This is a genomic window from Chryseobacterium formosense, assembly GCF_900116415.1.
Lineage (GTDB): Bacteria > Bacteroidota > Bacteroidia > Flavobacteriales > Weeksellaceae > Chryseobacterium > Chryseobacterium formosense.
Window position 1 is genome coordinate 749852 of record NZ_FPAP01000003.1, and the last position, 26757, is coordinate 776608.

The following is a 26757-nucleotide window of genomic DNA, read 5'->3' on the forward strand; positions in this document are numbered from 1 at the left end:
GAATAATGAAACTTATTGGTAAAACTAAAGAAGAGATAATTGCTGTCATGGGACAAAAACATTTTGAAAGATCAGATAAAAATTATCTGGTTTACTCTTTCAGAATATTGTTTTTTTTTAAAAGAAAAATGTACATCGAGTTTAATGACAAAGGAATCGCACATACTGTTTATACCTTATAATATTAACAATAAGATAATGGAAAGCCACAGACCTGACTATAAACGAATATTTAAGGATATTATTTTAGACAAATGCCCTGAAAGAAGTGAAGAATTTGAACAGTACCTTATTCAGGATCATCTTTCTGCCATAGACATTATTAATATTAATAAAAAAATATTTGGTGTAGGCAATAAGGAAACATTAAATTTCAACCAAAAACACAGATCATATGATAAACAGACTATCATGATGATGCTTAATTATCAGAAAAAACAAAAATTAAGTAATGAGCAATTAGCCAATCATTTCCAAATGAGCAGAAATACAGTAGCTAAATGGAAAAAGCTTTATCTAAAATTATGTAAATAAACTGTCTTTTTAAAAAACACCTCCTAGACATACTTTATTACATATATTTAACTGATGATAAGTATTAATAAAAAAAGAAATCTACCTAAAAATAGATTTCTTCAACGAATAAAGTTCAATTTAATTAGATAATTTTAAATAAAGCCTATTCTACATAATGCTCTGCTGCAAATTTTGCAGTCTATTATGATATAATCATATGATACTTTAATACAAAAAATTATAAACCTTATATTTAGGATCTTTGTACTCGTAATAAAAAACATTTCTGAACTCTCTTCCTAAAAAATATTGTGCAATAAAAATATCTACAACAATATCTTCTTCGAAAATAAACCCTATTTCATTTTTTAATATACGAATATAGCTGGGTTCTTTAAAAAACCAAATATGGTTGTCACAATATCCGTTCGCCTGACCAAATTTTCCGCGAATCTGACTTTTTGAGAGATATAAATTTTTTTCGATAAGAGATTGCAATTTTCTGATAAGTCCGCTATTTTTCATAGTTATTAAAGTGATATGTACAAAAATTTACTGACTAAAGCAATTAATTTTACGATATAATATGATTATTGTATCAGGAATTGAATTATTAATAAAAATATTATAAAGTATAAAATGTTTTATACTCAGGAAAAGAATTTTTATAATAAAAAATGGTTCTGCAATCTATTCCTATAAGATATTGCGTAAGAAAAATATCTACTGCAATATTTTTATCAAAAATAAATCCGATCTCATTTTTTAATAGGCCAAAACAACTGTGTTCTTCAAAAAAGGAAATGTACTCTCCTGACTTAGTATTTGGTTTTCCGAACTTTCTTTCAATTTCTTCTCTAGGAAGATACAAATTGCTTTCAACAATGGATTTTAGTTTTTTCTGGGTCATAATATTCTTTATTTCGTTACTGCTTCTGTAGTAGTTTTGCAATGAGAACATTTTTGAATATGACATTTCAAGAAGCTGCAGATGCGGGGTATAATGATCCCGCCTTTCTGCAACGCTTCCTTATCATATGCAGATATTATCTAGTGGTATACCCTCCATTTGCAAAAATGGTTTGTCCGGTAATCCACCAGCCATCTGTCACAAGAAATTCTATTAATGGGGCAATGTCCTTAATGTTTGTAAGCCCCCCTAAAGCAGAAGCCGATTTATGATAAGCGACCGCATCATCACTTTCCTGACCATAGAAAAATGGCGTATCCATAGGGCCGGGTGCAACTGCCGTTACGGATATGGTGCGATTACCAAATTCTTTAGAAGCCATTCTGGTAAAATGTTCTACCGGAGCTTTTGCACCGGCATAAGTGGAATACAAACCTGTATAAGCTGCAAGAAGAGATGTTACAATCGTACATATTTTACCTCCATTACTCACATTTTTACCCGCTTCCTGAATAAAGAAATAGGCTACTTTGGAGTTGATGTTGAACATATCATCATATTCTTTTTCTGTGGTGTCAAGAAATGTTTTTTTCAATACCATTCCTACAGTATTGATCGCAATATCGATGCTTCCAAACTTCGTTTTTACCTCAGAGAACATTTTGGATATATTTTCTATTTTAGTAAGATCTGCCTGATAAAGAAATCCTTCCGCTCCCAGCGTACATATATCATCTAAGGTTTTTTCCGCATCTTCTTTTGTACTTTCGCTGTTATAGTGAATGGCCACTTTTGCACCTTTTGCAGCAAAATTGCGGCTCAGCAATCCACCTAAGTTTTTTGCTCCTCCGGCAATTAAAACTACTTTTCCTTTTACATTATGTGTTGTCATAAAATTTGATTTAAAAAATTTTGTTTTCTTTTACTGTTATATGGTAACAAATACCTTCTTGTTTGAAATGACTGCTGTATGCTAATGTTCTTCCTCAATTTTAATAAGCTTGGGATCTGCAAATTGTATTTTTAAAGTATTCTGAAGACTTTCTTTCCGAAGCTCTCCGTTTCCTCTGATATTGAATGCAATTGAATCATTCGCTTTTAACTGAATTTGAAAGTAATACTCCCCATTTGCCGGAATATTGTGCTGATTTTTACTGAAAGCTTCTTTACCATTCAAGCTTACGTAGTAGCTTATATTGTTCTCTTTTCTTTCGGTAGCATTCAGATTTGTATTCAGCGTAAATCGATAAATTCCATTCTTTTTTACTTTAACAGCATTGTCGGATATTTCTATTTCACTATTGTTTTGTGAACCTGAAAATGAAAGCTTCTCCTGTGCTTGTGAGGTTGAAATCCCATTTCCTGTGATGATGTAAACAGGGTTAGAATCTATAATTTTATGATCTTTATGACTGCTTTTTCCCTGTGCGTACATCAGGTATGTTGAAAAGAACATAGCAGAAAGAAAAGTTATTTTTTTTAAAATTTGCATAGCAATAATATTTAAATTAGGTTAAAAGCACGGGTGAAAAATTGCCCGTGCTATAAACAATATTTTAAGGTTTCCAGAAAGACCAGACCGTTCCGTTGTAAACAGCCAATTGTCTTTTCACGGTATCAAATACCATCATTCCGGGAGCAGGATTTTGTATGGTAAGATGCGGGCTTGCCACTTTTGGAAGAACCATTGCTTTATCCGTATCCGTTAAAACCAAGATGCCGGTTGTTGTATCTGTAGCAGCATTCACACCGATCGCGCTTTTAGCATTATCTACTTCTTTAGCATTATCCTGTAAGGTAGAATTGATATTATTGAACTCGGTAAAAGTTACGTCGTTGTTTGAACTATCTTTTATGGTCAGAGGGAAAACGGGGCTTCCTGTAAGGTCAGACCAAGCTCCGGCTTTCATGTATTTCATTTTTTTGTCTGAAAGGTCAAAAATGATAGTCCCGTCGACTACCGTTCCCTGTATTCCTCTGTAGCCTGCGCCGGTAGTGGCATTGTAGGCTATGGGATTATCTGGTACTGTAGACGTCCATGGTACAACAATTCCTTTGGCATTATCTGCAGAATCATAAAACTCGAGAGAAACGTTGGAACCTGCGGTTACTGCGCTTTTTCCTACTGCCACCTGAGAAAATACAGGGAAGGACAGAAGTCCTAAAAGTATTATAGTAAGTTTTTTCATTGTTTTAATTTTAAATTAAAAAAGAGAAGGTAAAGAGGTGATTGGCTTTGTCTTTGTTCACCTCTTTATTCTTCAGTATTTAACCATTAATCCGGACAAGCTTGTGTAGTAAAACAGTGCCAATTAGCCACACTTTCTCCTTCTTTGATGGTGTAAATTTTCAGACAGTCTGCCTCTTCATCATATACCATCATTCCTTCAATAGGGTTGGTGATTAAGCTTAAGTTGGCTGTAGTAGATACCCTGTTGATTACAAATCCTTTTTCTTTAGATTCCAGGACTGTCCAGGCACCTTTTCTTTCCATTGGCCAGTTGCTGTTGTCAGCACCTGCTCTGCCTAAAGCAGTGATACCATGTTTTGTTTCCAGTGGTGTTCCTGTAACTGCTGCTGGTTTGTAGCAATATACAGGGGCGCAGTTTGGAGTCCAGTCTACATAATAATCTTCTACTTCTCCGTCTGCTGCTGCAAGATGGCTACGCTCATCCACTGTAGTAGAAGTAACATCAGTTAGAGTAGATGTTGTCAGTCTCAATCTGATAAAACTGCGGATAGATACTCCTGCATTACAGTTAGCAATGTTTCCCGGATCTGCCCAGGTAAGTGTAACAGTCTGCGCTGTTGCTGATGCAGGGACTGTTTGTACTACAGTTTCACTTGATTCAAATAAACCGTTGTTATTCCAGTCTACAAAGCCATACAAATAAGCATTGTTACCTGTATTATTGGTTAATGGTATATTTAAGGTATAAGCAATACCTGCTGTTTTTACAGGCATTGTTCCTGTGAACGCATCTTCATCATCAATACTGCCATCACCATCATTATCATCACCCAATGCATCATTTCCACTACCTGTTATTGTAAATTGAGGCCCTTCATCACTGTCTGCAGCTGCTGTTCCTAATTTAAGAGGATTGTCTGTCTGGCTGTATAATATTTGGTGGCTTGCTTTATCACCAATATTGTAATTATCATCCAGATCTCCGTAATCAAAAGCTGTATTTCCGCAAACAGGCCCGGTAGAAGGTGGTGCTGTGAAGTTATATTCTGCAGGGCTTCCTGTACAGCCTCCACATCCGTCACTTCCGTCGACAGTATGACCTACATAACCATATCTGTCATTTTTATCCTTAATTAATATAGAAATATGCCCTCCTGACTCTACTATAATCATTTTACCAGGAACTTTAGTGCCACCACTACTCATTGTAACTGCTGTTGGTGTGCTGGTTGAGGTAGCTCCTACAACACCTACCTTGCTGCCATCGTTACCACCACATGCATAAGCAATGTTGTCTTCTGTGATTAAGCTCAATTGTGTGTCAGAGTATCCAGAATCGTGATTACTGGCAGAGATCCATATTACTTTTTTAATAGGCTTCGTAATATCGGCCTGGTTTCCGGCGGCTTCGGGTTCTTCATTTACATAATCAATGGTAAGCCAAGATTTTGTTTCATTCGTATTTCCAAGACCTAATTTTCCGGAGCCATTGTCTCCTAAAACAAAGACTTTTCCGTTAGCATCTCTAAGGTAATATGAGGTTGATATTCCACCCAGATCCATTTGCTTTATTGGTAGAGTAATGCCTATAGGGGTTTGCATCAATGTAGCATAAGCTTTGTTTTGAGAATTTGATCCGTTACCTAAATATACTCCTGTACCCCAAGTGTAAATATTATTTCCATCTGTTGCCATTGCGACAGGTCCCATTGCTTTTACATCTTTCATTCCTGTAAGTGGTACTCCCGGAGCTGTCGTTACTTTATGCCATCCTGAAGAAGCGATATTACCGTCTCCCTGTACATTATGTCCGATCGTATTGGTATAAGACCAAATTTCCCCCGTTTTTGTAAGAATCATAAGTGATCCTACGCTGGAATTCCTACCCGCATCAATCATCTGTATATTTCCCGGGGCAACTTGTGGCGGTAATGCTACCTGCGTCATTGCATTTGTTGCATTGGTAAAAATCATTCCTGAAGTTCCCCAAACGTACAAACCTGTAGAAGTCAGAAGATAGTATTGATGTCCCACAATGTTGTTACTTGAACCAGTCACCATTAATGGAGTTCCAGTAAAATTAAATCCATTACTGCCAGATACTACCTTAGCCGGAGTAAGCTGATTCGTGACACCATCTCCGTAGGCACTATTTCCAAATACCAAGTAATCACCTTTGGTTGTTTTTATGATACTTGCGTGGAAAAGCCCCTGTACAGGATCTAAAATTCCTAATCGATCATCTGTAGGATCACATCCCGGAACTACTACCGGTGTAGCATCTATTGGTAATCTGTAATCTTCAACCTCTCCGTTGATAGGATAAGAGCTGGTTGCAGCACTTAATCCTTCACCGATGGAACGTTCATCTACGTTAGTTGTTGCTGTATTATCAGTCAGAGTAGCGGTTGTAAGGCGCATTCTTATGTAAGTGTTGGCTGCCGTTCCTGAATAATTTGTAATATACCAGTAAAGGTTAGCTGTCGTCTCACCAGCATTAGCAGGAACAGAAGCAGAAGAATATTCATTTGCACTAAATTTACCGTCCCCGTTCATATCAATCCATGCATGCAGTACCGCAGCTGTAGCCAAAGTATTTTTTACCTTGACATCCAGATTGTATTCCGAGCCTGATACTAATGCAGGTAATGGATAAGATGTAATTCCATCTTCATCAGCACCATCTCCGTTTGTACCATTATTATCAGCTCCTGCAGCAACGTTTTGTGGCGCAGATTCTATATCTGTTGTATTTCCGATATTTAGATCAGAAGTATAAAGATGTCTTGCCGGTAAAGAGCCTCCGGATGTATTCTGGTCATAGGTTACTGGTGCATCTCCATAATCCAATTGATTAGTTACCGGAATAGCATAATCTTCTATCTCACCATTAAAAATCACTGGTGATGCAGCATATTCACCCGTATTCAAACCATCCGCCAAAGCTCTTTCATCTACAAGAGCTCCAGGAGCACCCGTGGTGAAATCAGTTAAAGTAGCTGCTTCCGATATACGTAACCTCATCATCAGCTGACTTGGTGCACCAGTAATCACAGTATTGGCAGCTGCCCATGTTAAAGTTACCAATCCATTATTTGTTGCGACTGGAACTGGAATCGTAGTAGCTTCTGTTGCTTGGAAACGACCATCGTTATTGAAATCGATCCAGCCATACAAGGTTTTTGCAGCTGCGGTATTATTAGTTGCTTTTACTCTTAATGAATAACCATTTCCTCCGCCTGTGAAAATCGGGCTCGGAACCGTACCGTCTTCGTCATCGATGTTATTGTTATCATCATCCAATGCATTTGCAGAAGTAAGTTTTGCGGATTCCTGATCTGCTGCCAAATTTCCCAAATATAATGCGCTGCTTATAGCTTGTCTTGCAGGGGCTATATTATTATTTCTCGAATTATCATAAGTATCAGGTGCATCACCAAAGTCATAAGCACTGGTAACCGGTAGGAAATAATCTTCTATTTCTCCTATTTGCGCTACACCATATGCGGTTCCTGCTAATCCGTCACCTATTGCTTTTTCGTCTACTGCAGCATTATTAGGACCCGTAGTTAAATCTGCTAATGTACCGTTTGAAATACGCAAACGCATATAAACATTGTTTGCTCCTGCAGCAATAGTATTTGTATTTGCAACTGTCCAGCTCAGGTACACGGTCTGCTGTGTTGCTGAAGAAGGTACTGATACTGTTGCAGATTCTCCTGTCTGAAAACGTCCGTCATTATTAAAGTCAATCCATCCGTAAAGATTTTTTGCTGTACCTGTATTATTCATCACACTTACTTTAGAATAATAGGCAGAACCTTTATTGATCGGCATAGCAGTCGTTCCGTCTTCGTCATTACCGTCGCCATTGGTTCCGTTATTGTTGGCACCTGCGGAAACATGCTGTGCTGATGCTTCAATATCTATTGCAGTTCCTATTGTTAACAATGGAGATATTGCCTGTCTTGCAGGAAGATAGTTAAGAGGATTTACCGTACCGTCTTTATTCATATCATAGCTTATCGGTGCATCCCCAAAATCATAATGATCAGTTATTAAAAACTGGTAATCTTCAATTTCCCCGGTATTGGTTGACGGGCCATAACTTCTTGTGTCGATCAATGCCGGTGTAGCACTATTGCCATTTGCAGCTAATGCAGCGGTTGACAACCTTAATCTCGCGTAGGTTTTACCTGCCAGCAATACGGTAGCACCTGCAGTTGTATTTGCCCAGGTTAAAGTAGCTGTAGCCGTAGTTCCTGCTGTAACAGAAACAGTAATACTGGCAAATTCATTTCCGTTGAATATACCGTCTCCGTTAAAGTCAATCCATCCGTAAAGATTTTTTGTGCCGCTTAGAGTGGAATTTACAGGAACCTTAAGCGTAAATGGTGTTCCGCTGGTAATGGTTTCCGCTGTGCTAATAGCATCTTCATCGGCGCCGTCTCCGTTTGTTCCGTTGTTGTCTGCTCCGGAAGCTACAGGGGTATTGGCTAATTCGTAATCTATCGTTGCCCCTAATGTAACTTCAGGCACTATCGTGTTGCTCTGAGATGCCGGACTTCCATTTTCATAGGTTGATGGAATATCCCCAAAATCCCTGATAATCATAAGCTGGTAATCTTCAACTTCACCATTCGAAACTGTAGCATATGCGCCTGCACTTAGACCGTCTGCAATTGCACGTTCATCTACCACCACGCTGTTAGTACCAGTGGTAAGGTCCCCGATAGTAACACCAGGATCCGGCTGAACAAGTCTCAATCTCATGTAAACTTTATTGGTTGTTGACGCGATGGCTGAGATTTGTGCCGCAGTGAAATTAAGTATAGCAGAAGTGGCACCATTTGCTACTGATACACTTTGCGCTTCACCTGCTTCAAATCTTCCGTTGTTGTTGGTGTCAATCCAGCCGTATAATGTCGCTGCGCTGCCAGTGTTATTGTTCAAAGCAACAGTGAATGAGTTTATGTCAGCAGATTGTATCAATAACTGTCCTGGAGCTAATCCGTCCTCATCAGCACCGTCACCATTGGTTCCGTTGTTGTCTGCTCCGGAAGCCATTGAGTTTGGAGTTAATTCTTTATCGAAAGATTTACCTAAATAAAAAAGATCCGTAGGATTGTTTCTGGCAGGTTTATAATTTGCAGGATTTGCAGTTCCGTCCTTATCCATTTCGTAGCTTGCAGGTGCATCTCCAAAATCATATACATCTGCGCTTACGCCGAACCTGTAATCTTCAACTTCTCCAAATAACGATGTGGTATAAATCCCAGTATTGCCACCATCCGCTATAGAGCGTTCGTCTATCGCATTTGTTGTCGCATTATCAGAGCCTGTTGTAGTAGCTAGTCGGATTCTTGCATACAAATTGGTTACCCCTGCAGGAATTAGAGCGGTTTGAGCGCCTCTGAACCAGAATGTTATATTCGAAGTACCTGTTACTGTAGCCTGATATCCTGTAGTTGTACCTGTTGATGCAGTATATGCTGCTTCAGATGCCTCAAACTTACCATTGTTGTTAAAGTCTACCCATGCAATGATATCTGACGCTGTAGCTGTATTTACTGGAACTGAAAAATTAAAGGATGTTCCTTTGGTAATTACAGGTAATATTCCTGTAATACCATCTTCATCGGCTCCGTCACCATTTGTAACATTATTGTCTGCTCCTGCAGCAACACTTTGAGCCGTTGGCTCAAAATCTGTGGCAGTACCAATCGTATAGTTTATACTGGAAATATGCCTTGCAGGTTGAAGGGCAGATGCATTATTAGTATCATAAGATACCGGTACATCTCCGAAATCATATTGATCTACAGGTAATTGGTAATCTTCAATTTCTCCAAATGACACCAATGGGTTATTCACAGCATTTGCAGTTGTTGTTGCCCCGTTACCTATACTTCTTTCATCTATAGTTGTTCCTCCGGCGGCACCTGTAAAATCTATAAGATTAAGGTTTGAAAGTCTTAATCTTGAATAAATACGAGCTGTTCCGGGCGTAATAGACAATGTCTGAGCAGCAGACCATGTTAGGGTTAAATAGTTTTCTCCTATAACTGTACTAGTTGCTGTAGCAACTTCACCAATTTGAAATTTTCCATCTCCATTAAGATCCAGCCAACCGTATAAATATTTTGTGCCCGTTAAAGTAGCAGGCACATTTACAGGTACAGTAATACTATGTGGAGCTCCTCTGCTAACACTTGCAAATGTCGATAGTCCGTCTTCATCAATCAATCCTAGTACATTATCTCCTGTCGTATTGTTTTGATTTGGACTGGTAACAGAAGCCGGCGAAGTTTCTTCGTCAATCAACTTACCGATAGAAAACCCGGTTAAAATAGCACTGGAAGCAGGCAAAAAGTTACTGTCTTTATCATTTTCAAAAGATGCAGGTAAATCTCCGTATTCCAAAGGATAATTTACCGTAATCTGATAATCTTCCACTTCGCCCGCCGGTGTGTTCCTTGCATCTAAAGCACTAGCAGTACTTGTTGCGCCATTACCTACACTCCTTTCATCAATAGCAGCATCGGTTGCATCTATAAGAGACAGAGAAGAAAGTCTTATTCTAATATAGAGTTTGGTGCTTCCCGCTACAATCGTTGAAGTCTGTAGAGCTGTCCATGTTAAAGTTTGTATAGTAGCTCCTGCTGTACTGAATGTAACAACAGTTGCCATTTCGTTTGACTGAAATTTTCTGTCATTATTAAAATCAATCCAGCCATACAGGTATCTTGTTGCGGCAGCGGGATTATTTACTGGTATTGATAAACTATAAGTTATTCCCTTTCTGATAGGGTTTGGAATAGGTATTGCATCTTCGTCTGTACCGTCTCCATTCGCCCCATTATTATCGGCATCCAAAGCGACACTTGCAGGTGTATACTCTAGGTCCGGAACAATACTTCCTAAATAAAGACCTGATAAAATAGAATGCCCCGCAGGTGCAAAAACTCCGTCTTTTGTATTATCGTAGCTTGTCGGTGCATCCCCATAGTCATAGGCTGCTGATGTAACGCCAGCCCAAGTTGTGTTGACCACAATATTATCTAGTTCAAGAGTAGGGGCATTCGTTGTAGCCGCTGTTGTTCCCTGATACAATTGTATTGCGGCAAAAGAGGTCGCATCTGCTGCTGTTCCAGTATGGGAAATATCAGCGACACCAGGTTCATTACCAGCTGAAGGATTTACATACAGCTTAACGATATCATTCGTTGCACCTGCTACCTGCTCGTATTTCAATACCAGCTTAATATTGGTATTAAAGGGTCTTACAGTAGATTCATAGGCAACGGTACCTGTGTTTCGAAGTACTCCAAAGCTGAAGCCTGTGCCGTTTGATTGAATGTATACCCTGGCAATAGATGTTGTTGCGTTTCCCAGTGATAAAAAATAATCACCGGTAGTCTGAGCTGCCGAAACATTAACTACTGCCGTTGTATATATCGCAGGAACAGTCGCACTTAATGTAGTTGAGGTAAAAGTCTTATAGACATCCTGACCGGTATTTGCCAAGGCGACCTTGTTACCCATACCATCACCAATGCTATTAGGTATAGTGAGATTACCGGTTGATACTGATATTGTCGGGGTACCCGTCGCTGACTGCGTCCATAAGGCCCCTATAAGCAATGTTCCGGCAGGATAATTAAAACTCTCTGTGAGGATTGTTTGTGCCCGCAACTGTGGAACAAAAGCGATCCAAGCAAGAATAAGCACCGTTATCTGAGTGCGAATTCGCTTGCCGGGATGTATTAAGAATTTGGAAATTTCATTCATATTTTATTGTTTTTAACAGGTTGAATGCTTGCTTTTTACTATCTGATATTTACTCATCTCTAATCTGTTGATAAGGTCTGAGTGTCGTGTAGATTTTTTTTTCTCATGGTTGTTTTTCAATCTTGTTTGTGTTCTGGTTTTCCTTGGGAAAAGCAGATCTTGTGTTTTACTAGTGTTTTCTGTTTTCTTGTCATTTGAAAGATTTTTGTATTTATTGTTTGTGTTGTAAAACCTGCCGGTTATTTCACCGACAGTCATTTATATAGAACTTTTTTTTCAAGCAAAACCTGTTGTATGTCGTTAAAACATTTCCCGAGCGGGAAAAGACCTTTTACCCGAGCGGGGTAAACACTTTTCTCCGGGATAGGAAAGGATCTTAACGTATCAGCTTACGGTTAATGTTTTGTTAAATTCTGCTGTCCGGGGTTCTTTTAAAAGATTACATCCTGCATACTGAGTCACTATTTCCAACTTGTATGTTCCTGCGGTAAGAGAAGGGATAATGCCGTTGTTTGCATTGTCTCCTGCCACTTTGATCTTGCTTCCGACGATCTTCAGATCCCGACCGGGTGTTAAAAGATCATACAGTACCGCTTTTCACATCGGTTACATGTAATATGGCAGATTAAGCGTCAGCAACTCCAAGAATATTAATTTTAATATTAGGAATCTCTGTTCTGAGCTTTTCACCTGATTAAACTGGAAAAGGATGTTGTGCTTTTCTTTGCTAAAGGTTTCAGCAGCGCAGGGTCTTTTTTTGTTAAAAAGTTATCGTAGAGATAAGCTTTGATTTTGTGTAAAATTGCCATTTGTGTAGATCTTTATTATTATGTTGTTTAATTTTTTGTAAGCTTTAAGCATTTGTATTATATTCAATACTGCACTTCCTTATCCCTTACGGGTAATTGATAAGAAGATTTTTTTACTACCACCAGCGCCTGCACCTATTTGCATACACCACCATTTGAACTCGTACCATCTGTAGGTGTTGGCATCTATCTGTACCTGTACATTGGTTGTTTCTACTTCTGCCGCGGTGGTTGTCCACCACACAACATTGTTATTGTCTACCTGGAGGTATTCTCAGGGAGCCACTGTATTATTTAGGGACGTTTTATTCTCATTTACCTGCGTAGCAAATGACTGATAGCTTACCAACTGCGAGGCTGATGAAAGGTTATAAATTCTTGGATCATAATAGTTGCTACTGTCACCCTGTAAACTAATCTGCAAACCATCAATCATCGGTAAAGCAGGTAAGCTGTTGGCTGTGACATAGATTCCCAGATTAAAACTACTGGTGTTTGTTGTCACAGCAGGTATAGAATAAACTTGTGAAATGGTTTCCCCCACATTGATAGAGCCTGAAGGGGGAGTTCCGCCTCCGGTAGTGGGTAGTCCTGCTACATACCCCAAAACACCGTTGGCATCAGCCACTATCGTTCTGGTTGCAGTAAAAGTCTGGTCTTGTGCTGAAGACATCTCTCCTGTACTTGTTGTATTAATAGCATTCGTTGTACCGTTCAGCGGAAGATTTCTCAGTCTTGTAATTCCATTATTATCAAGTTTTTCTGTTGGATTGATAATATCAATACCAACATTTCCCTCTCCTGTGACTCTCATTTTTTCACTTCCCAAATCCCCTCCACCTGCACTGGTACTGATGATTACGGGAGCAGAAACTGTATTCCCACTTGTAGATAAGGTAAGAGAAGTAGCATCTCCCTGCGCCTGAACTCTACCTTCGGCGTTATAGAACTGTTGTATCCATAGATTTGAGTTGCTTCCTCCATCCAAGCTTATAGCTGAAGATCCTGAAGACAGAAGATTTTCCTGATATAAAACGCCATTTGTTCCCCATGATGATCTTTGTTGCGTTCCTGTGAAATTCAATACTCTACCATTGAGCATTAAAGTACGGTTGCTGGTTAATGAACCGTTGGCATTGTAAATATTAGTAGAAGCAGAAGATTTTACAGTCTGCCACAAAGTCCCGTCGAAATAATAATAGCCGATATTGGTTACATTTACGGTTTGTCCGGCAGGGGTCGGGTCAGCAGTTGTTACATAGACCAAGGCTCCTTCCTGAGAACTAGTATAGGTTTTTGCTCTTAATTGCGCTCCTACAATTCTCGGAGCAATCACACCATCAAGAGATGAAGCGTCTGTAGGTTTTCCTACTATATCTAAAGTAGCCTGAGGAGAGTCTGTATTAACACCTACTTGTGCAAATGATAAGCCTGAAAAGAATAGAGTTCCTAAGAAAATAAAGTTTTTTTTCATTGTTTTACTTATTATTTATGTTTATAGTTGCATAAAAGCTTTAAAATGTCAGATTTTACTTTAGCCCGACAAAGTAACAGGTATAGCTTATTGAATATCCCTCCTACCGGCCGAATCTCAATGCACTACAAATTGAAATCAGTATGATTGGGTAATAGAAAATGTACTATGATTAAATCTCATCCTTTTCCTACCAATACGAGGAATAAAGTTTAAAATCTATTTTATAGCATATTGACAGAGTATAAGAATAGATGGATGATAAAAAAGAATAATGGAGCTCTATAAGCTCGGAGGAGGGCGCTGAAAATTGTGCCCTATATTAAGGATCGGAATTACCGTGCTTTTAAATGAATGAATACATATAATAGCAAAAAAGTAAAGAATAACTATGACAATACTGTTAACGATAACAGCATATAATTTGAAATCATAACGTGTTATTACGGAAAGCTTTTTAATCCCAGAAGTTCCGGTATTGAAATCTTCAGCACTGCGGGAAGGAATAATTTTAGCCGTATCATAAGAAAGGTTTTCTATCTTTCTTATTTTCTTCTCTGTTGATTTTGTTTTTACTGGTTTTGACTTGAGCTTTCTTAAGGTCTTATGTATCTTTTTGGCAGGGACAGTGACAACATCGCCATATAATATCGTACCCTCGGACACTATGAATTTAGCATCACCAGATATATATATTTTGCCGGAACTAGGATCTGAAATTTCAGCTGCTTTTGTCAACGATAAAAATGAAACAATAAATGATAAAATAAACAGATGCCACCTTCTCCGTGAGTAAGAAGAAGATGGTAGTATTTTTTTTATCATCATCAGTTTTTTCAAGCTTTTGGATATTGATTAGTTGCTAAATATAATTTCATCATTATTATTAATCTGCATCGATTAATCCTCCAAACATATTTATCTTTAATGCGGAACACTATAATCGCAATAGATTAAAGTATTGTGCAATGATATACCATATTTATAGATAAATAAATTGATGACAATATTAAGATGAACACACCTTTCCTGCAAAAGTTATACTTGGCGATTTCCGAATTAGTCTCATGATCCCGAAAGTTTTTTTTTTATTTTACAAATAACACCACATGATTATCAATAATTTACACAAATCAACAATTCACACGTTTACGAATGAAATTTCTACCATGCACACCATGAAATTGGGATATTTTTCTGAATTTATCTTATAACTTTGCAAGAGAGCATCTGATATACCAAACAAAAACTACTTACCCATTAACAAACTATCATATCAATGAAAAAACTACTCTATCTTTTTATCCTGCTTTTTTATTTTTACACAGCGGTTGCTCAGAACAAACAATCCTATACCACATCACAAACTGAAGCTATCGTCAAACAATTAAAAAAAATCACCCAGGATATTAATGAGGGTAAAGGCAACCAGAACCAACAAGTGCAGCAACTGCTTTACCTGAAGGCAACCTGTGAGAAATTAGGTTATGATGATGGAATTTTACAGAGTGGTAGTCTTATGATGCTTTTATATGGAAGTCAGAGTCGAAATAAAGAAATAATTGAATTAGGCAGTGAGCTTAAGAAATTAAGTCAAGGTAAAAAAGATACTTATGGGTACATATCTAATATATACCGGAGAAATGCACTTGCATTGGGCTATCTGGGTTTGGATGATGAAAGTATAAAGGATTTTAGAACAGCAGTTAAATTTACACAAACCATTGAAAATAGTGATAAAAAGTTTTATTATCTTTCTTTATGTTATGAAAACATGACTGTTTATTATCAGAATAAACAATTCGAAGATAAATCTGGAGATTCAATCGAATACTATTATAAAAAAAGTCTCAATGAGGCAAAAAAGATCAGAGATAATAACGAAACTATATCCAATAGCCTGAAATATGACCAGATTGCTTTTAGTAACATGGCGATAGGAGTATTTTATTTGTCTAAGGCTGATACCAAAGTGAATATACAACTAGCAGAAAAATACCTTCTCGAAGGTTTAAAAATACACGAAAATAAAAAATACAATATAATTCCTGATAATAAAATAAGGATGCTGAATCAGGTAAGCTGGCTATATTCAGAAAAATTAGATTATCAAAAATCTATTGATTATGCTCTTCGTGCACTTGAATTGGAAAAGCAATTTCATAGTCCATATGACCGGGTAGAATCTTTTGAATTCCTTGCAGATTCTTATATGGGTGCCGGCAATAAAGAGAAATCTAGATTCTATATGTATAAGTACACTAATCTTAAAGATAGTTTACATTTTATTACAAAAAGTAATGCAGGTGCCACCATGAAAAATATGGTAGCCGATGAAATAAATGAGCAGAAGACCGCTTCAAAGAAGCAGCTAACGATTATCGGCAGTTTGTTACTTATTGCTATTATAGTCACAATTCTGCTCTGGAGAAGAAAAAATAATAATCTTCATAAGAGATATGAAGAAATGATATCTAAAATAAATAGCAGGAAAGAAAATTCACCTATAAAACCTTTAGAAATCATAAGAAACAATGAAGCTAAAGGTTCTATATACATTCCGGACGATACAGTAAAATCACTGCTTGAAAAACTGAGAAAATTTGAAGCATCTGAAAAATATCTGAGAAAAGATGCTAGTTTAACATGGCTTGCCAATAATCTCAATACAAATACCAAATACCTTTCTGAAATTATCAAGATTGAAAGAGGTAAAAACTTTTCAAACTACATCAACGGATTACGGATCAATTATATTGTTGATAAGCTGTACAATGACCCAAAATACAGAGAATATAAAATAAGCCACCTCGTTGAAGAAAGCGGATTTGTCACCCATAAGGTTTTTGTCGCTGCTTTTAAAAACGAACATGGTGTTACACCATCCTATTTCATTGAGAAACTAAAAACCTCAGATCATTGAATATTAATTTCTAAATCATTGACGATAATTTTGATATAAATATTCATTAAGATTATTTAAAGTTTTCTAATGCTAAAATTTGTGAAATTCTTCCAAATCTTCAACCAAATATGGTTTGTTTAATTTATTTTAATGCAAAATACAGCTATAATTTTAGAATTTCTTACGTATCATACTTTAAAAATAAAAATTGGATTTTATCAGTAAAATCTCTCAATAATCACTATTGCAGTCGGGAATTATTAATTGTTTAATTTGCAGTAATTTATAAAATTAGAGGTGTACAGAAGTAGTACAAATGCTATTTTTATTTCCACTATAAAAACAATAAAACCCTTTATTTATGACTGTTTTCTAAGACGAAATTCTTGCGGAAAAGTAGAAAAAAGATGTTACAGCATCTTAATTCTGTACACTTTTGTACACTTTAAGCTGCATAACCACCATTAATAAACACTTCTTTAGATACTGTATCAGGAAAGTAATTATTATTTAATCCTTTATTTCTCCCGATTTACAACAACTTGCATTTATTCATTTTCCTTTAAAATATAGTCTAACATTAAAATGGTTTGTTTATTGATATTCAATTTTAATATCATAAAAACTTTATTATTAATATTGAAATAGGAAATGTATTCAAGGAAGTATTTGTAATGCTATTTAGACCTGATAAAATAAATTCTTTTTATTTTAAAATATTATTCAATATACACACTTTAGTGATTTGAATCATAACTTATCTTCTCGATATTTATAATATTTACAAAAGAATATTCAGAATAACCAACTAAATCGGTTACCGGCTCAAATAATATAAATATGGAAAATATATTCAAAAATAAATCTGAAAATGTAAAACTCGTGTCTGATTGGCTGCAACACAAAATGAATCAACAATTTAATTCTGAAATTAATCTGTCCCGGGAATATGCTATTGATATTGATGGATCAGGTTTGATTATTCCTACCGAAGGTTTATCGAAACTAAATTACGAGCAAAAGTCATATCTCTCTACCATGATAAGATCAATAAACAGTCGGGAAGTTTCTTTTGAAGAAATTAATTCAGAACTTAATCTGTAAATATTTCATATATAATTCTATGAAAAACAAAAAACCGCTAAAAAGCGGTTTTTTTATAAATATGATTTCTTATATAATAAAATCTAATTTGTTGTTGCTTTCCAAAAACTCCATCTGGTTCCGTTAAACACAGCCAGCCTTTTAGAACCTGCTTTATTTACGTAAACCATCATACCCGGTGCAGGATTCACAACGTTTTGTACATCCTCAACCGTTGGCAAAATCATCGCTTTGGATGCTGATTCAAGAACCAAAACTCCATCAGCGCTTGTAGTAGCACTACCAACGATTGTTTTCGCTCCGGCAACTTCCGTAACTTGTGCTGACGTAGGTTGAGAAGCTAAAGCAGAAGTAATGTTTCCATCCTGTCCGCTAAGATCAATCCATGAGCCGTTGAAATATTTCACTCTCGCTGCTGTTCCGGAAGTGGCATCCAATGCAATTGTTCCTTCTGTAGGTGTTGACGGCATTGTTCTTACATAAGGCAAAACCATTCCTTTATTTTGACCTGCAGCAAACTCTAAAAGAACCGAACCCTTCTGGTTTGCCGGCGCAGTACCAACCGCATCACCAATAATAACTTGAGCATTGATCATAGCAACGACTATTGTAAATGCAGCTATATATATTTTTTTCATTTCTTCCTTAATTTTTATTTTAAATACTTTAAATGATTATCCTGAATTCTGTAAACTATTTTTACGGACAAGCAGGTGTAGAAAAACAAGACCATCCTGTATTGGCAGGAACTGCGGTATCTACTGTATAAATTTTAAGACATTTAGCTGTTGTATCATAAACCATCATACCATCTACAGGTTGAGTAATAGCCGAAAGACCAGTCGTGGGAACTCTCGTAATTACAAAGCCTTTAGTATTTGATTCTAAAACAGTATGTGCTCCGGTTCTGATCATTGGCCAGTTTCCTTCTGCAGCTCCTGCTCTTTTAAGAAGCGTAATACCATGTTGAGCAGCAATACCCGTAGTTGTCGTATTCGGAAGATTGTAGCATGCACACTGAACGATATTCAGTCCGTATCCTCTACCGGTAATAATTGTTGCTCCTACAACAGCTTGAGTAATTGTTATTGTATTACCTGAAGAAGTGTTCCAGGGTATTGTGTTAAATGAATTTCCGTTGAAAAGTTCAAGCGGGAAAAGTGCTCCACCTGCAGTTTTACTTCCGTACATAGAGACTACACCTGTAGGACTGATTACTACTCTGATAAGTGGTGCAGCAGCAGATCCTGAATAATTGTATATCAAAGGAGTATTTACTTCATATTGATCACCATCAGCAAAACGAATATTAATTCCGGGTACTGCACCAGACTGGAATTCAATTTCAGAAGATGCTATTTTCACACCATTTACAGTCATGTTAAAGGAATTGTCTATAGAATAAATGTCAAATACAAATCCGTAATTCGTTGCAGGCTGAACAAATGTTTTTGGTGTTCCAAATGAAGTAGTAAAGTCTTCTCCTCCGACTTGTTCCGTACATATTGCTGCCGCTGTATAAGAAAGCGATAAATTTTTGATATTGTTACAGCTTCCTCCAATACCATTATTAGTACATTCTGCCTGTGCGTCTGTAGGCTGTACTGTCGGATCAGGATTCGTTGCATCAGGGTCGGTAACGTCATTAGGACGTAAAATACCTGCTTTAAAATTTTGATTTCCTGAATTCACACCTGTGGTTACATTTAATTTTATGGTATAACCGATTTCACAACCGTTCGGAAGATCAATAGAAGATGAATAGGTTCTTGTTGCAGCATTATAAGTTATGGCAAGTGACTCGGTACCACACCCTTTACCATCAAATACAACCGATTGAGGACTAAATCCAACAGGAATTGTAAACGTAAATTTAGATCCTGTAACTGCACTTGGTCCATCATTTTTAGCTTTTACATAAAAAGTAACAACATCTCCAGGAATAACAGCTGTTTTATCTGCAACTGCCTGAGAAATATTAAGATCCGCAATTTGAGTAACAATAGGTACAGGCTGTGTTTCAACAGGACCTTTCACAAATGCCCAGGTATCCATTGACTTTACATCACCAAACTGACCACCCGTTCCTGTACCGTTTACTCCCCAAATGTGTCCGTTTACATTACTGTTTAATCCTGCACTATTTACAGGCGGTAAATGAGAATTGTTTTTAGGTGAAGAATTACTACCGTTATTAACATTTGGAATATCAGTATCGTTCCAGTAAACTGTACTTGACGCAACCTGAGAAAGATCATCTTTGTTCAGCAACTCAATGATCGTTCCGAACCTGTTGTATTCCATATCAATATACGGAAAGTGCACCTCTGCTCCCTGAAGCTGAACTGAAACATCCGCCTGATGAATTCCCACTGGAAGAGGCTGACCTGCTCCATCTTTTCCATCCCATAATATACTATTGGCATTGGCATTGGCAAAACCTAGCAAAACTCTTTCCGTAAAAGTAGCAGGATTGGCGCTGCTCTTAATGATGATCGTATACTTTGCGGGTCTGTTGGAATTAAATTTAATATATCCTCCCTTCGAGCTTACCTGCCCATTTGTACCTTCAACTCCCTGTGTATTCAATGAAGTTACAACAGGTACAATAGGAGTTTTTCTCAACCAGGTACTGTTTCCCGGTACTGCACCAACGCTGGTTTCAGGCAGATCTGACGAAGGCAGGGTGTAGAAGATTTTATGGGTAATCTGCTGGGTGGTTGAGTTTGATATATCAGCAGCTGTAGGATTTTGCACATCACTGCTAGATAGGTTTGTAATATTTAAACTCTTATAAACCGATACTCCACTGGCATTTGTAAAACCGTTGTTGTTGATAAAAAACGAGAAGTACAAACCATTATTACCATTATTATTAATTCTATAAATAAAACCGTCGTCCGTCAATCCATATACAATTCCATAGAATCCGTTGGCATTTGAATTTTGGTTTCCGTTGCTCATATTAAGCAAATTTGCATAAACACGGCCACCAATAAATCCTGTATTGGACGTATTTATAACTGATATATCCCATGCAAGGATACCGGCATTAGATTCTTGAATCCAAGCTGCATCGGCGAGCACAGTAGTACTAGGAATTCCAGAAGCTCTTGCGATAAATTCTACACGATAGATACCCGCACCTCCTGCTGGAACCTGATAATAGACTGGTGTATATTTAGTAGTAGAGCTTTCACCAAATAATTTAGGTCCATTTTTTTCCTGATCTCTACTTGCGATTTGACCAGCAGTATTATTATCCACAACAAGTGTACCTGATGGACTGTACATCATGATCTTAGGAGTTGCATTAACATTACCCAAAATCTGTGCACTGGATGCTAAAGTAATTCTCTCTCCTTCTTTTGCATACACATAATGCGTTCCGTTTGTAGGAAACGGCCATCGTTCTGTATCCGGCGTTAAGCTGGATCTAAGGTAAGCACGGTATCCTGCTTTTCCGTTCGGGTATAAATCTTTTGAACCATCAGCAAATAAAAAACTGTTGCACAAAAGAGTGATAAATAATGTCAAAAATAATTTTAAACTGACATTTGTTTTTAGTTGATATATTTTTTTCATGGACGAGGGGTATCATGAGTTTTGATAATATGATTTTAACCCAAAGAAATAATCTCTGAGCAAAATGTTTATATTTTGAAGAAAATTAAGGGTTTAGAGCCTTATTTCTCGGATTGATAAGAATTGAATATGCCTCTTGACTGACAAGAAATTTGCCATGGAAGCAAATTCAAAAGATGTTGCGTGTGGGGAAAAATCACAAGGGAAAATCAACACCTGTTGAACAAGGTGCTGAAAGAAGGTGTTAAACATTTTCATTCAGTTTCAGTTTGAGCAGCAAAAATACACAAAATCATTTAAATAGCACATCCCTACCTGATTTTTTAACCATATTTTAATATGGATTGAATAATTCGTAACATAATCGTTTACATTTTGTAAAATATTTTTTATACCTTATTGGGAATTTATCATCATTATTTATTAATAATCAACAGTTTACACATCAAAACAACACCTCCAAACAGCGTCTGAATCATCATTTATGACATTTATCATTAATTATTGAAAATTATTCTTCAAAAGAGTAATCTTATCCAAAAAGTATAATCATTCGAATAAGAATGTATTTTGATAAGATAACAGGAAATTAAAAATCAAAAAAAACTCTGACGAGTCTCTTTGTATTGTAAAATAAAGCACACTGTTTTTCAGACAATTAACAGATCAGCAAAAGTCGGCACTCTCCCTTATTTTCCACAGGAGCTCGATGAACACAAGGTAAAACGTTTTGCTCAGGATGATCTACCGCCAATCGCCAAAGATGACCATTTCCTAAATTGGTGGGTTGTGCATCAGGCTTTGGTTCATAATGCAAATCGAAGAAATTTTCTCTAAGAAAAGATTCAAAATCACCTTCTGAACCGTCATATAATTGACTAAGTTTTTCACGAACTTCAGGAATCAATATTTTTTGTACAACTTGATTATTTGGAATTATATCACTTGCCGCACCATAATAAGTACACAAAAAGGTATCTGTTCCAATTGGTGAGCGGTCTACATGATAAGAATATACATCGGTTGAAATAAAATCAAACTCATCATCACGATCATAATTTTTAAGCAAATTAAGAGAAGGAGAAGCTCCGAAATCTGACAATAATTGCAAATCACTTAATATAATTTCTCTTGCAACACTACCCTTTCCAGATAAGTTTAAAACCAAAAGCTCCTCAATAGAAATTTCTGTAATATTTTCTTTTAACTCAAGCTTCGAAACAATTTCTTCAAAATCTCCGGTTAAATTTCTTTCCCAGCACAGAGCATTTACTTCCCCTTGAAACTCGGTATTTACCAATTCAGAAAAAGAAGAAACCACTTCAACCTGATTATTTTCAGAAAATATATCATTTATCATATCAATTTCACAGACTTAATTATCTGCAAAAATAATAAACAACAGTGATACAAATTTAAAGTTAGATCACTTCAAAAACATTTATGCAAATAACCCTACCCTTCCTAAAAATATTTCAATCAAAAATCCGTAACTTTGCCGCCTACGAAAAATTTTATGGAAAGTATTCAAGTTCACGACAAAACTTTTGTTCCCTATTTAAAGGATGCCGAAATTCAGGAAATTGTAAAAGCAACTGCTCTAAAAATTCACGAAGACTATAAAGATGAAGTTCCTGTTTTTATTGGTGTTTTAAATGGTGTTATCATGTTTTTTTCAGACCTTCTTAAACATTATCCGGGCTCTTGCGAAATCGCTTTTATCCAGATGAGTTCTTATGCCGGGACAGAATCTACAGGAATTGTTTATCAGAAAATGGAATTAACGAAAGACGTAAAAGACCGTCACATTATTCTTGTAGAAGATATCGTAGATACCGGAAATACTGTTGAAAGTCTTTTCAAATATTTTAATGAAACCCAACGTCCGAAATCTGTAAAAATTGCTTCATTCCTATTGAAACCTGAAGTTTATAAAAAAGATTTTAAACTTGATTATATTGGAAAAGAAATTCCAAACAAATTTGTACTGGGTTACGGACTGGATTATGATGAGTTAGGGAGAAACCTACCGAATTTATATCAGTTGGAAGACGGACAAATCAATCACTAAAATGCGATCAGCTTCTAGCTTTTGGCTATTAGCTTTTAAAAATTATATCTAAGTAAAAAGTAATTATTAATTTAAAAATGCTAAGAGCAAGAAGCCATTCGCCAATTGCCAATAGCGAAACCACATTATGATAAACATTGTTCTGTTCGGTCCTCCAGGAAGTGGAAAAGGAACTCAAGCGCAAAACCTAATCGAAAAATTCAATTTAAAACAAATCTCAACAGGTGACCTTTTCAGGTTCAACATGAAAAACGATACCGAACTTGGGAAACTGGCTAAATCTTACATCGATAAAGGAGAATTGGTTCCGGATCAGGTAACGACAGATATGCTGATTGATGAGATCAGAAAACCAAGTGATGCTGCAGGATTTATTTTCGACGGATATCCAAGAACCGCCGTTCAGACAGAAGCTTTGGAAAAAATCGTAAAAGAAGAATTAAATGACGAGATCGACGTTTGCCTTTCTTTGGTCGTTGAAGATTCTATTTTGGTTGAAAGACTTTTGAAAAGAGGAGAAATCAGCGGAAGATCAGACGACAGCAATGTTGAGATCATCGAAAACAGAATAAAAGAATACTACACAAAAACAGCAGAAGTTGCCGAATTGTACAAACAACAAGGCAAATATGTAGAGATCAACGGTGTCGGAGATATCAACGAAATCTCTGAAAAACTTTTCGCTGAAGTTCAAAAATTTTCATAAATTTTTGATTCAATATTCAAAGTTCAAAATTCAAGGTTTGGAACTTTGAATTTTAAATATAAAACCTTGAATTAAAATTATGTCAAATTTTGTAGATTACGTAAAGATTCATTGTAAAAGCGGTCATGGTGGCGCAGGTTCTGCCCATCTTCGTCGCGAAAAATATATCCCGAAAGGTGGTCCCGATGGAGGTGATGGAGGTCGCGGTGGACACATCATTATGAAAGGAAATGCCAATGAATGGACTTTACTACCCCTTCGTTACACCCGTCACGTAAAAGCGGAACGTGGTGAAAACGGAGGAAAAAACCAGCTGACCGGGGCTTACGGAGCAGACGTTTACATCGAAGTTCCGATTGGGACTATCGCTAAAAACGAAGAAGGCGAAATCATCGGTGAAATTATGGAAGATGGTCAGGAAATCATCCTGATGGAAGGCGGAATGGGAGGAAAAGGAAACGAACACTTCAAATCTTCTACCAATCAGACTCCTAGATTTGCACAACCGGGAATGGATGGTCAGGAAGGTTACGTTGTTTTCGAGCTTAAAATTTTAGCAGATGTAGGTTTAGTTGGTTTCCCAAACGCTGGAAAATCTACATTATTATCATCTGTTTCTGCAGCAAAACCGAAGATCGCCAATTATGCATTTACTACTTTGACACCCAATTTAGGAATTGTTGATTACAGAAATTACAAATCTTTTGTAATGGCAGATATTCCTGGAATTATTGAAGGCGCAGCGGAAGGAAAAGGATTAGGACACCGATTTTTAAGACATATTGAAAGAAATTCAATCTTATTATTTTTAATTCCTGCCGATTCTGAAGATCATTTTCAGGAATTTAAAATTTTGGAAAATGAGTTGAAAGAATACAATCCTGAATTATTAGATAAAGATTTCATTATTTCCGTTTCAAAAGCAGATCTTTTGGATGATGAACTGAAAAAAGAAGTTTCAGCAGAATTCCCTGAAAACAGAAAACCTTTATTTTTCTCAGGAGTAACCGGAGAAGGTTTAATGGAGCTTAAAGATGCAATCTGGAAAAAACTTCATGGATAGAAAAATAGTATTTTTTTTAATTATCTTAATCAATCAATTTTACTTTTCACAGAGTAAGGTTTTATCAAAAATAGACAGCCTCGAGACAGAACTCGAGGTTGAGTCTTTTGTAAGATCATGTTCTAAAAGTGAAAAAGACCACTTATCTGAATTTGAATTAAAAACAATTCAGAGTTTTGACGAAAATTATCATTCTGTAACTGAATTATTGCGAAATACTGTAAAAAAATTAGGAATTACAAAAAGCTTCTACAAAGGAGATTTTGATCATAATGGCAAAACAGATTTGCTTATAATTGGTGATGATAAGACATGTGGTGGATATGACTCTGAAACGAAAAAAAACACTTCCTGCAGCTCTGTTGTGATCATAATTTTAGATATCGATGGTTCTTATGAAATAAAAAATTTAGGCCCAAATTTCCATACATTTGTTATTCCTCTAGTTATTCAAATTAATAGTCAAGACTTTTTGAAAGTTTTCTATGATGTCGCTGTTGAAGATATTAATGCCAAAGAACTTATCTTCAATCATCATATTGAATCCAGAATTGTAGAGTATAAATTTGGAAATATCATTGAATACAATCCTCAGCCGGGAAAATTATCTGTAGACAAAATCGTATATGAAACTGAAATGTGTTATGGATATTGTCCGATTTTCAAATTAGAAATAAATAAAAACGGAACTTCCACATTTTATGCAGATTCCTATAATTTCATTGATTTTAAAAATGCAGAGTTCGTAAAAGAGATTTCGGATCCGGATAGAAAAACATTTGAAGTTGTAGTAAAACAAAATAATTTCAGAGAACTTGAAAATATTTTAAACTATATTGATTTTCAGAATCTTCTTGATAATTATGCGGTTCACTGGACAGATGATCAATCTTCAAAGCTAAAAATCTTTTATGATAATGGTAAAGTAAAAACCATTGAAGATTATGGCTTATCAGGAACTTATGGTTTAAAACTTCTTTATAAAAAGCTATTCGATCTACGATTTAATCAAGATTGGAAGCTCATAAAATAAAAATTTGGAACAATTATTGACAGAGGTTTTTAAATTAAAAAAACAAAAATGAAGTATTTATTCAGCCTTTTGGCATTTGCATTTGTATTTTCTTGCAATTCACAAAAAATAACCTCAAAATATTCAACGATAGAATATGAAGCAGGACCTTGCTTCGGTTCTTGTCCGATCTACAAAATGACGATTAATGCAGACAGAACAGCAGTTTTAGAAGCAGAACATTTCAATTTTTCTAAAGGGTTTTCTAAAGGTGAATTCGATAAACCCAGAGAAGGTACATTTAAAACAATCATTAAAGAAGCTGATTACAAAAAACTCACAACTCTTCTTGACGATTTGAACGCTAAAAGCTTAAATGACAAATACGGAAAACGTAATATTACCGATTTATCTACTTCTTTTCTAAGAATTAAATTTGCTGACGGTTCAGAAAAAAACATTGAAGACTACGGAAAAAAAGGAACGGAAAAACTAATGACTGTTTACAAATTTTTCGAAGATTTAAAGCATAATCAGCAGTGGGAAAAGGTTCAGTAATATTCTTAAATTAATTTAGAGTATCTTTGCAGTATATTTCGCGGCATTCTCAGCCAAATAGT

Annotated in this window: 21 protein-coding genes; 9 read left to right on the forward strand and 12 right to left on the reverse strand. The window is 36.3% G+C overall.

Translation table 11 applies throughout. From position 1 onward, the window contains the following. Positions 1-5 precede the first annotated feature (5 nt). Positions 6-182, forward strand: a complete 177-nt coding sequence (locus tag BM371_RS20600) for a hypothetical protein (protein ID WP_165571804.1) — start codon at positions 6-8, stop codon at positions 180-182. 16 nt (positions 183-198) lie between these two features. After that, a complete protein-coding gene (locus tag BM371_RS14780) occupies positions 199-534 on the forward strand; it encodes a transposase (RefSeq protein ID WP_034679470.1) in 336 nt (111 codons plus the stop codon). A 207-nt stretch (positions 535-741) separates the two neighbouring features. Here BM371_RS14780 and BM371_RS14785 read toward each other — a convergent pair whose 3' ends face one another. The 9 genes from BM371_RS14785 to BM371_RS14825 all read right to left on the reverse strand — a co-directional run bounded on the left by BM371_RS14785 (position 742) and on the right by BM371_RS14825 (position 14516). Then, positions 742-1041 (reverse strand): hypothetical protein, encoded by a 300-nt coding sequence (locus tag BM371_RS14785; RefSeq protein WP_034679467.1) that lies wholly within the window; start codon positions 1039-1041, stop codon positions 742-744. A gap of 100 nt (positions 1042-1141) precedes the next feature. Further along, complete coding sequence (locus tag BM371_RS14790) at positions 1142-1468, reverse strand: hypothetical protein (protein ID WP_131431022.1); 327 nt, start codon at positions 1466-1468, stop codon at positions 1142-1144. A gap of 94 nt (positions 1469-1562) precedes the next feature. Then, on the reverse strand, positions 1563-2318 hold the full coding sequence (locus BM371_RS14795; protein WP_034679463.1) for an SDR family oxidoreductase: 756 nt from the start codon (positions 2316-2318) through the stop codon (positions 1563-1565). Between the two features lie 81 nt (positions 2319-2399). Beyond that, on the reverse strand, positions 2400-2918 hold the full coding sequence (locus tag BM371_RS14800) for a hypothetical protein (RefSeq protein WP_034679461.1): 519 nt from the start codon (positions 2916-2918) through the stop codon (positions 2400-2402). Positions 2919-2982: 64 nt separating this feature from the next. Continuing rightward, entirely contained in the window at positions 2983-3615 is a 633-nt protein-coding gene (locus tag BM371_RS14805) for a hypothetical protein (protein ID WP_034679460.1), read from the reverse strand. An 86-nt stretch (positions 3616-3701) separates the two neighbouring features. Continuing rightward, complete coding sequence (locus tag BM371_RS14810) at positions 3702-11408, reverse strand: GEVED domain-containing protein (protein ID WP_131431021.1); 7707 nt, start codon at positions 11406-11408, stop codon at positions 3702-3704. A gap of 384 nt (positions 11409-11792) precedes the next feature. Next, positions 11793-11939: a DUF4469 domain-containing protein gene (locus tag BM371_RS20440; RefSeq protein ID WP_228376811.1), complete on the reverse strand. Its 147-nt coding sequence runs from the start codon at positions 11937-11939 to the stop codon at positions 11793-11795. Between the two features lie 552 nt (positions 11940-12491). After that, a complete protein-coding gene (locus BM371_RS14820; protein ID WP_034679457.1) occupies positions 12492-13691 on the reverse strand; it encodes a hypothetical protein in 1200 nt (399 codons plus the stop codon). Between the two features lie 282 nt (positions 13692-13973). Then, entirely contained in the window at positions 13974-14516 is a 543-nt protein-coding gene (locus BM371_RS14825; protein ID WP_143106492.1) for a hypothetical protein, read from the reverse strand. 454 nt (positions 14517-14970) lie between these two features. Between BM371_RS14825 and BM371_RS14830 the strand changes: the two genes are divergently transcribed. Both BM371_RS14830 and BM371_RS14835 read left to right on the forward strand, forming a co-directional pair. Next, positions 14971-16614, forward strand: a complete 1644-nt coding sequence (locus tag BM371_RS14830; RefSeq protein ID WP_051883060.1) for a helix-turn-helix domain-containing protein — start codon at positions 14971-14973, stop codon at positions 16612-16614. An 822-nt stretch (positions 16615-17436) separates the two neighbouring features. Next, positions 17437-17700 (forward strand): hypothetical protein, encoded by a 264-nt coding sequence (locus BM371_RS14835; RefSeq protein WP_034679455.1) that lies wholly within the window; start codon positions 17437-17439, stop codon positions 17698-17700. A gap of 83 nt (positions 17701-17783) precedes the next feature. Here BM371_RS14835 and BM371_RS14840 read toward each other — a convergent pair whose 3' ends face one another. The 3 genes from BM371_RS14840 to BM371_RS14850 form a co-directional block, all read right to left on the reverse strand. Next, entirely contained in the window at positions 17784-18338 is a 555-nt protein-coding gene (locus tag BM371_RS14840) for a hypothetical protein (RefSeq protein WP_034679454.1), read from the reverse strand. A gap of 61 nt (positions 18339-18399) precedes the next feature. Beyond that, the gene (locus tag BM371_RS14845; protein WP_165571803.1) at positions 18400-21237 is read right to left on the reverse strand and encodes a DUF11 domain-containing protein; all 2838 of its coding nucleotides are present in this window, start codon (positions 21235-21237) and stop codon (positions 18400-18402) included. A 706-nt stretch (positions 21238-21943) separates the two neighbouring features. Continuing rightward, on the reverse strand, positions 21944-22645 hold the full coding sequence (locus BM371_RS14850; protein ID WP_117601844.1) for a DUF1826 domain-containing protein: 702 nt from the start codon (positions 22643-22645) through the stop codon (positions 21944-21946). A gap of 156 nt (positions 22646-22801) precedes the next feature. On the opposite strand from BM371_RS14850, the gene hpt reads away from it, so the two are divergent. From hpt to BM371_RS14875, 5 genes are all read left to right on the forward strand, one after another. Continuing rightward, on the forward strand, positions 22802-23356 hold the full coding sequence (gene hpt / locus BM371_RS14855; protein ID WP_034679451.1) for a hypoxanthine phosphoribosyltransferase: 555 nt from the start codon (positions 22802-22804) through the stop codon (positions 23354-23356). Between the two features lie 127 nt (positions 23357-23483). Continuing rightward, on the forward strand, positions 23484-24062 hold the full coding sequence (locus BM371_RS14860; RefSeq protein ID WP_034679449.1) for an adenylate kinase: 579 nt from the start codon (positions 23484-23486) through the stop codon (positions 24060-24062). Between the two features lie 79 nt (positions 24063-24141). Next, complete coding sequence (gene obgE, locus BM371_RS14865) at positions 24142-25125, forward strand: GTPase ObgE (protein WP_034679447.1); 984 nt, start codon at positions 24142-24144, stop codon at positions 25123-25125. After that, positions 25118-26158, forward strand: coding sequence for a DUF6438 domain-containing protein (locus tag BM371_RS14870; protein ID WP_131431019.1), 1041 nt, complete (start codon positions 25118-25120; stop codon positions 26156-26158). Before obgE ends, BM371_RS14870 begins: the two co-directional genes overlap by 8 nt. Positions 26159-26206: 48 nt before the next feature. Continuing rightward, the gene (locus BM371_RS14875; RefSeq protein WP_034679441.1) at positions 26207-26695 is read left to right on the forward strand and encodes a DUF6438 domain-containing protein; all 489 of its coding nucleotides are present in this window, start codon (positions 26207-26209) and stop codon (positions 26693-26695) included. The last annotated feature ends 62 nt before the right edge of the window (positions 26696-26757 follow it).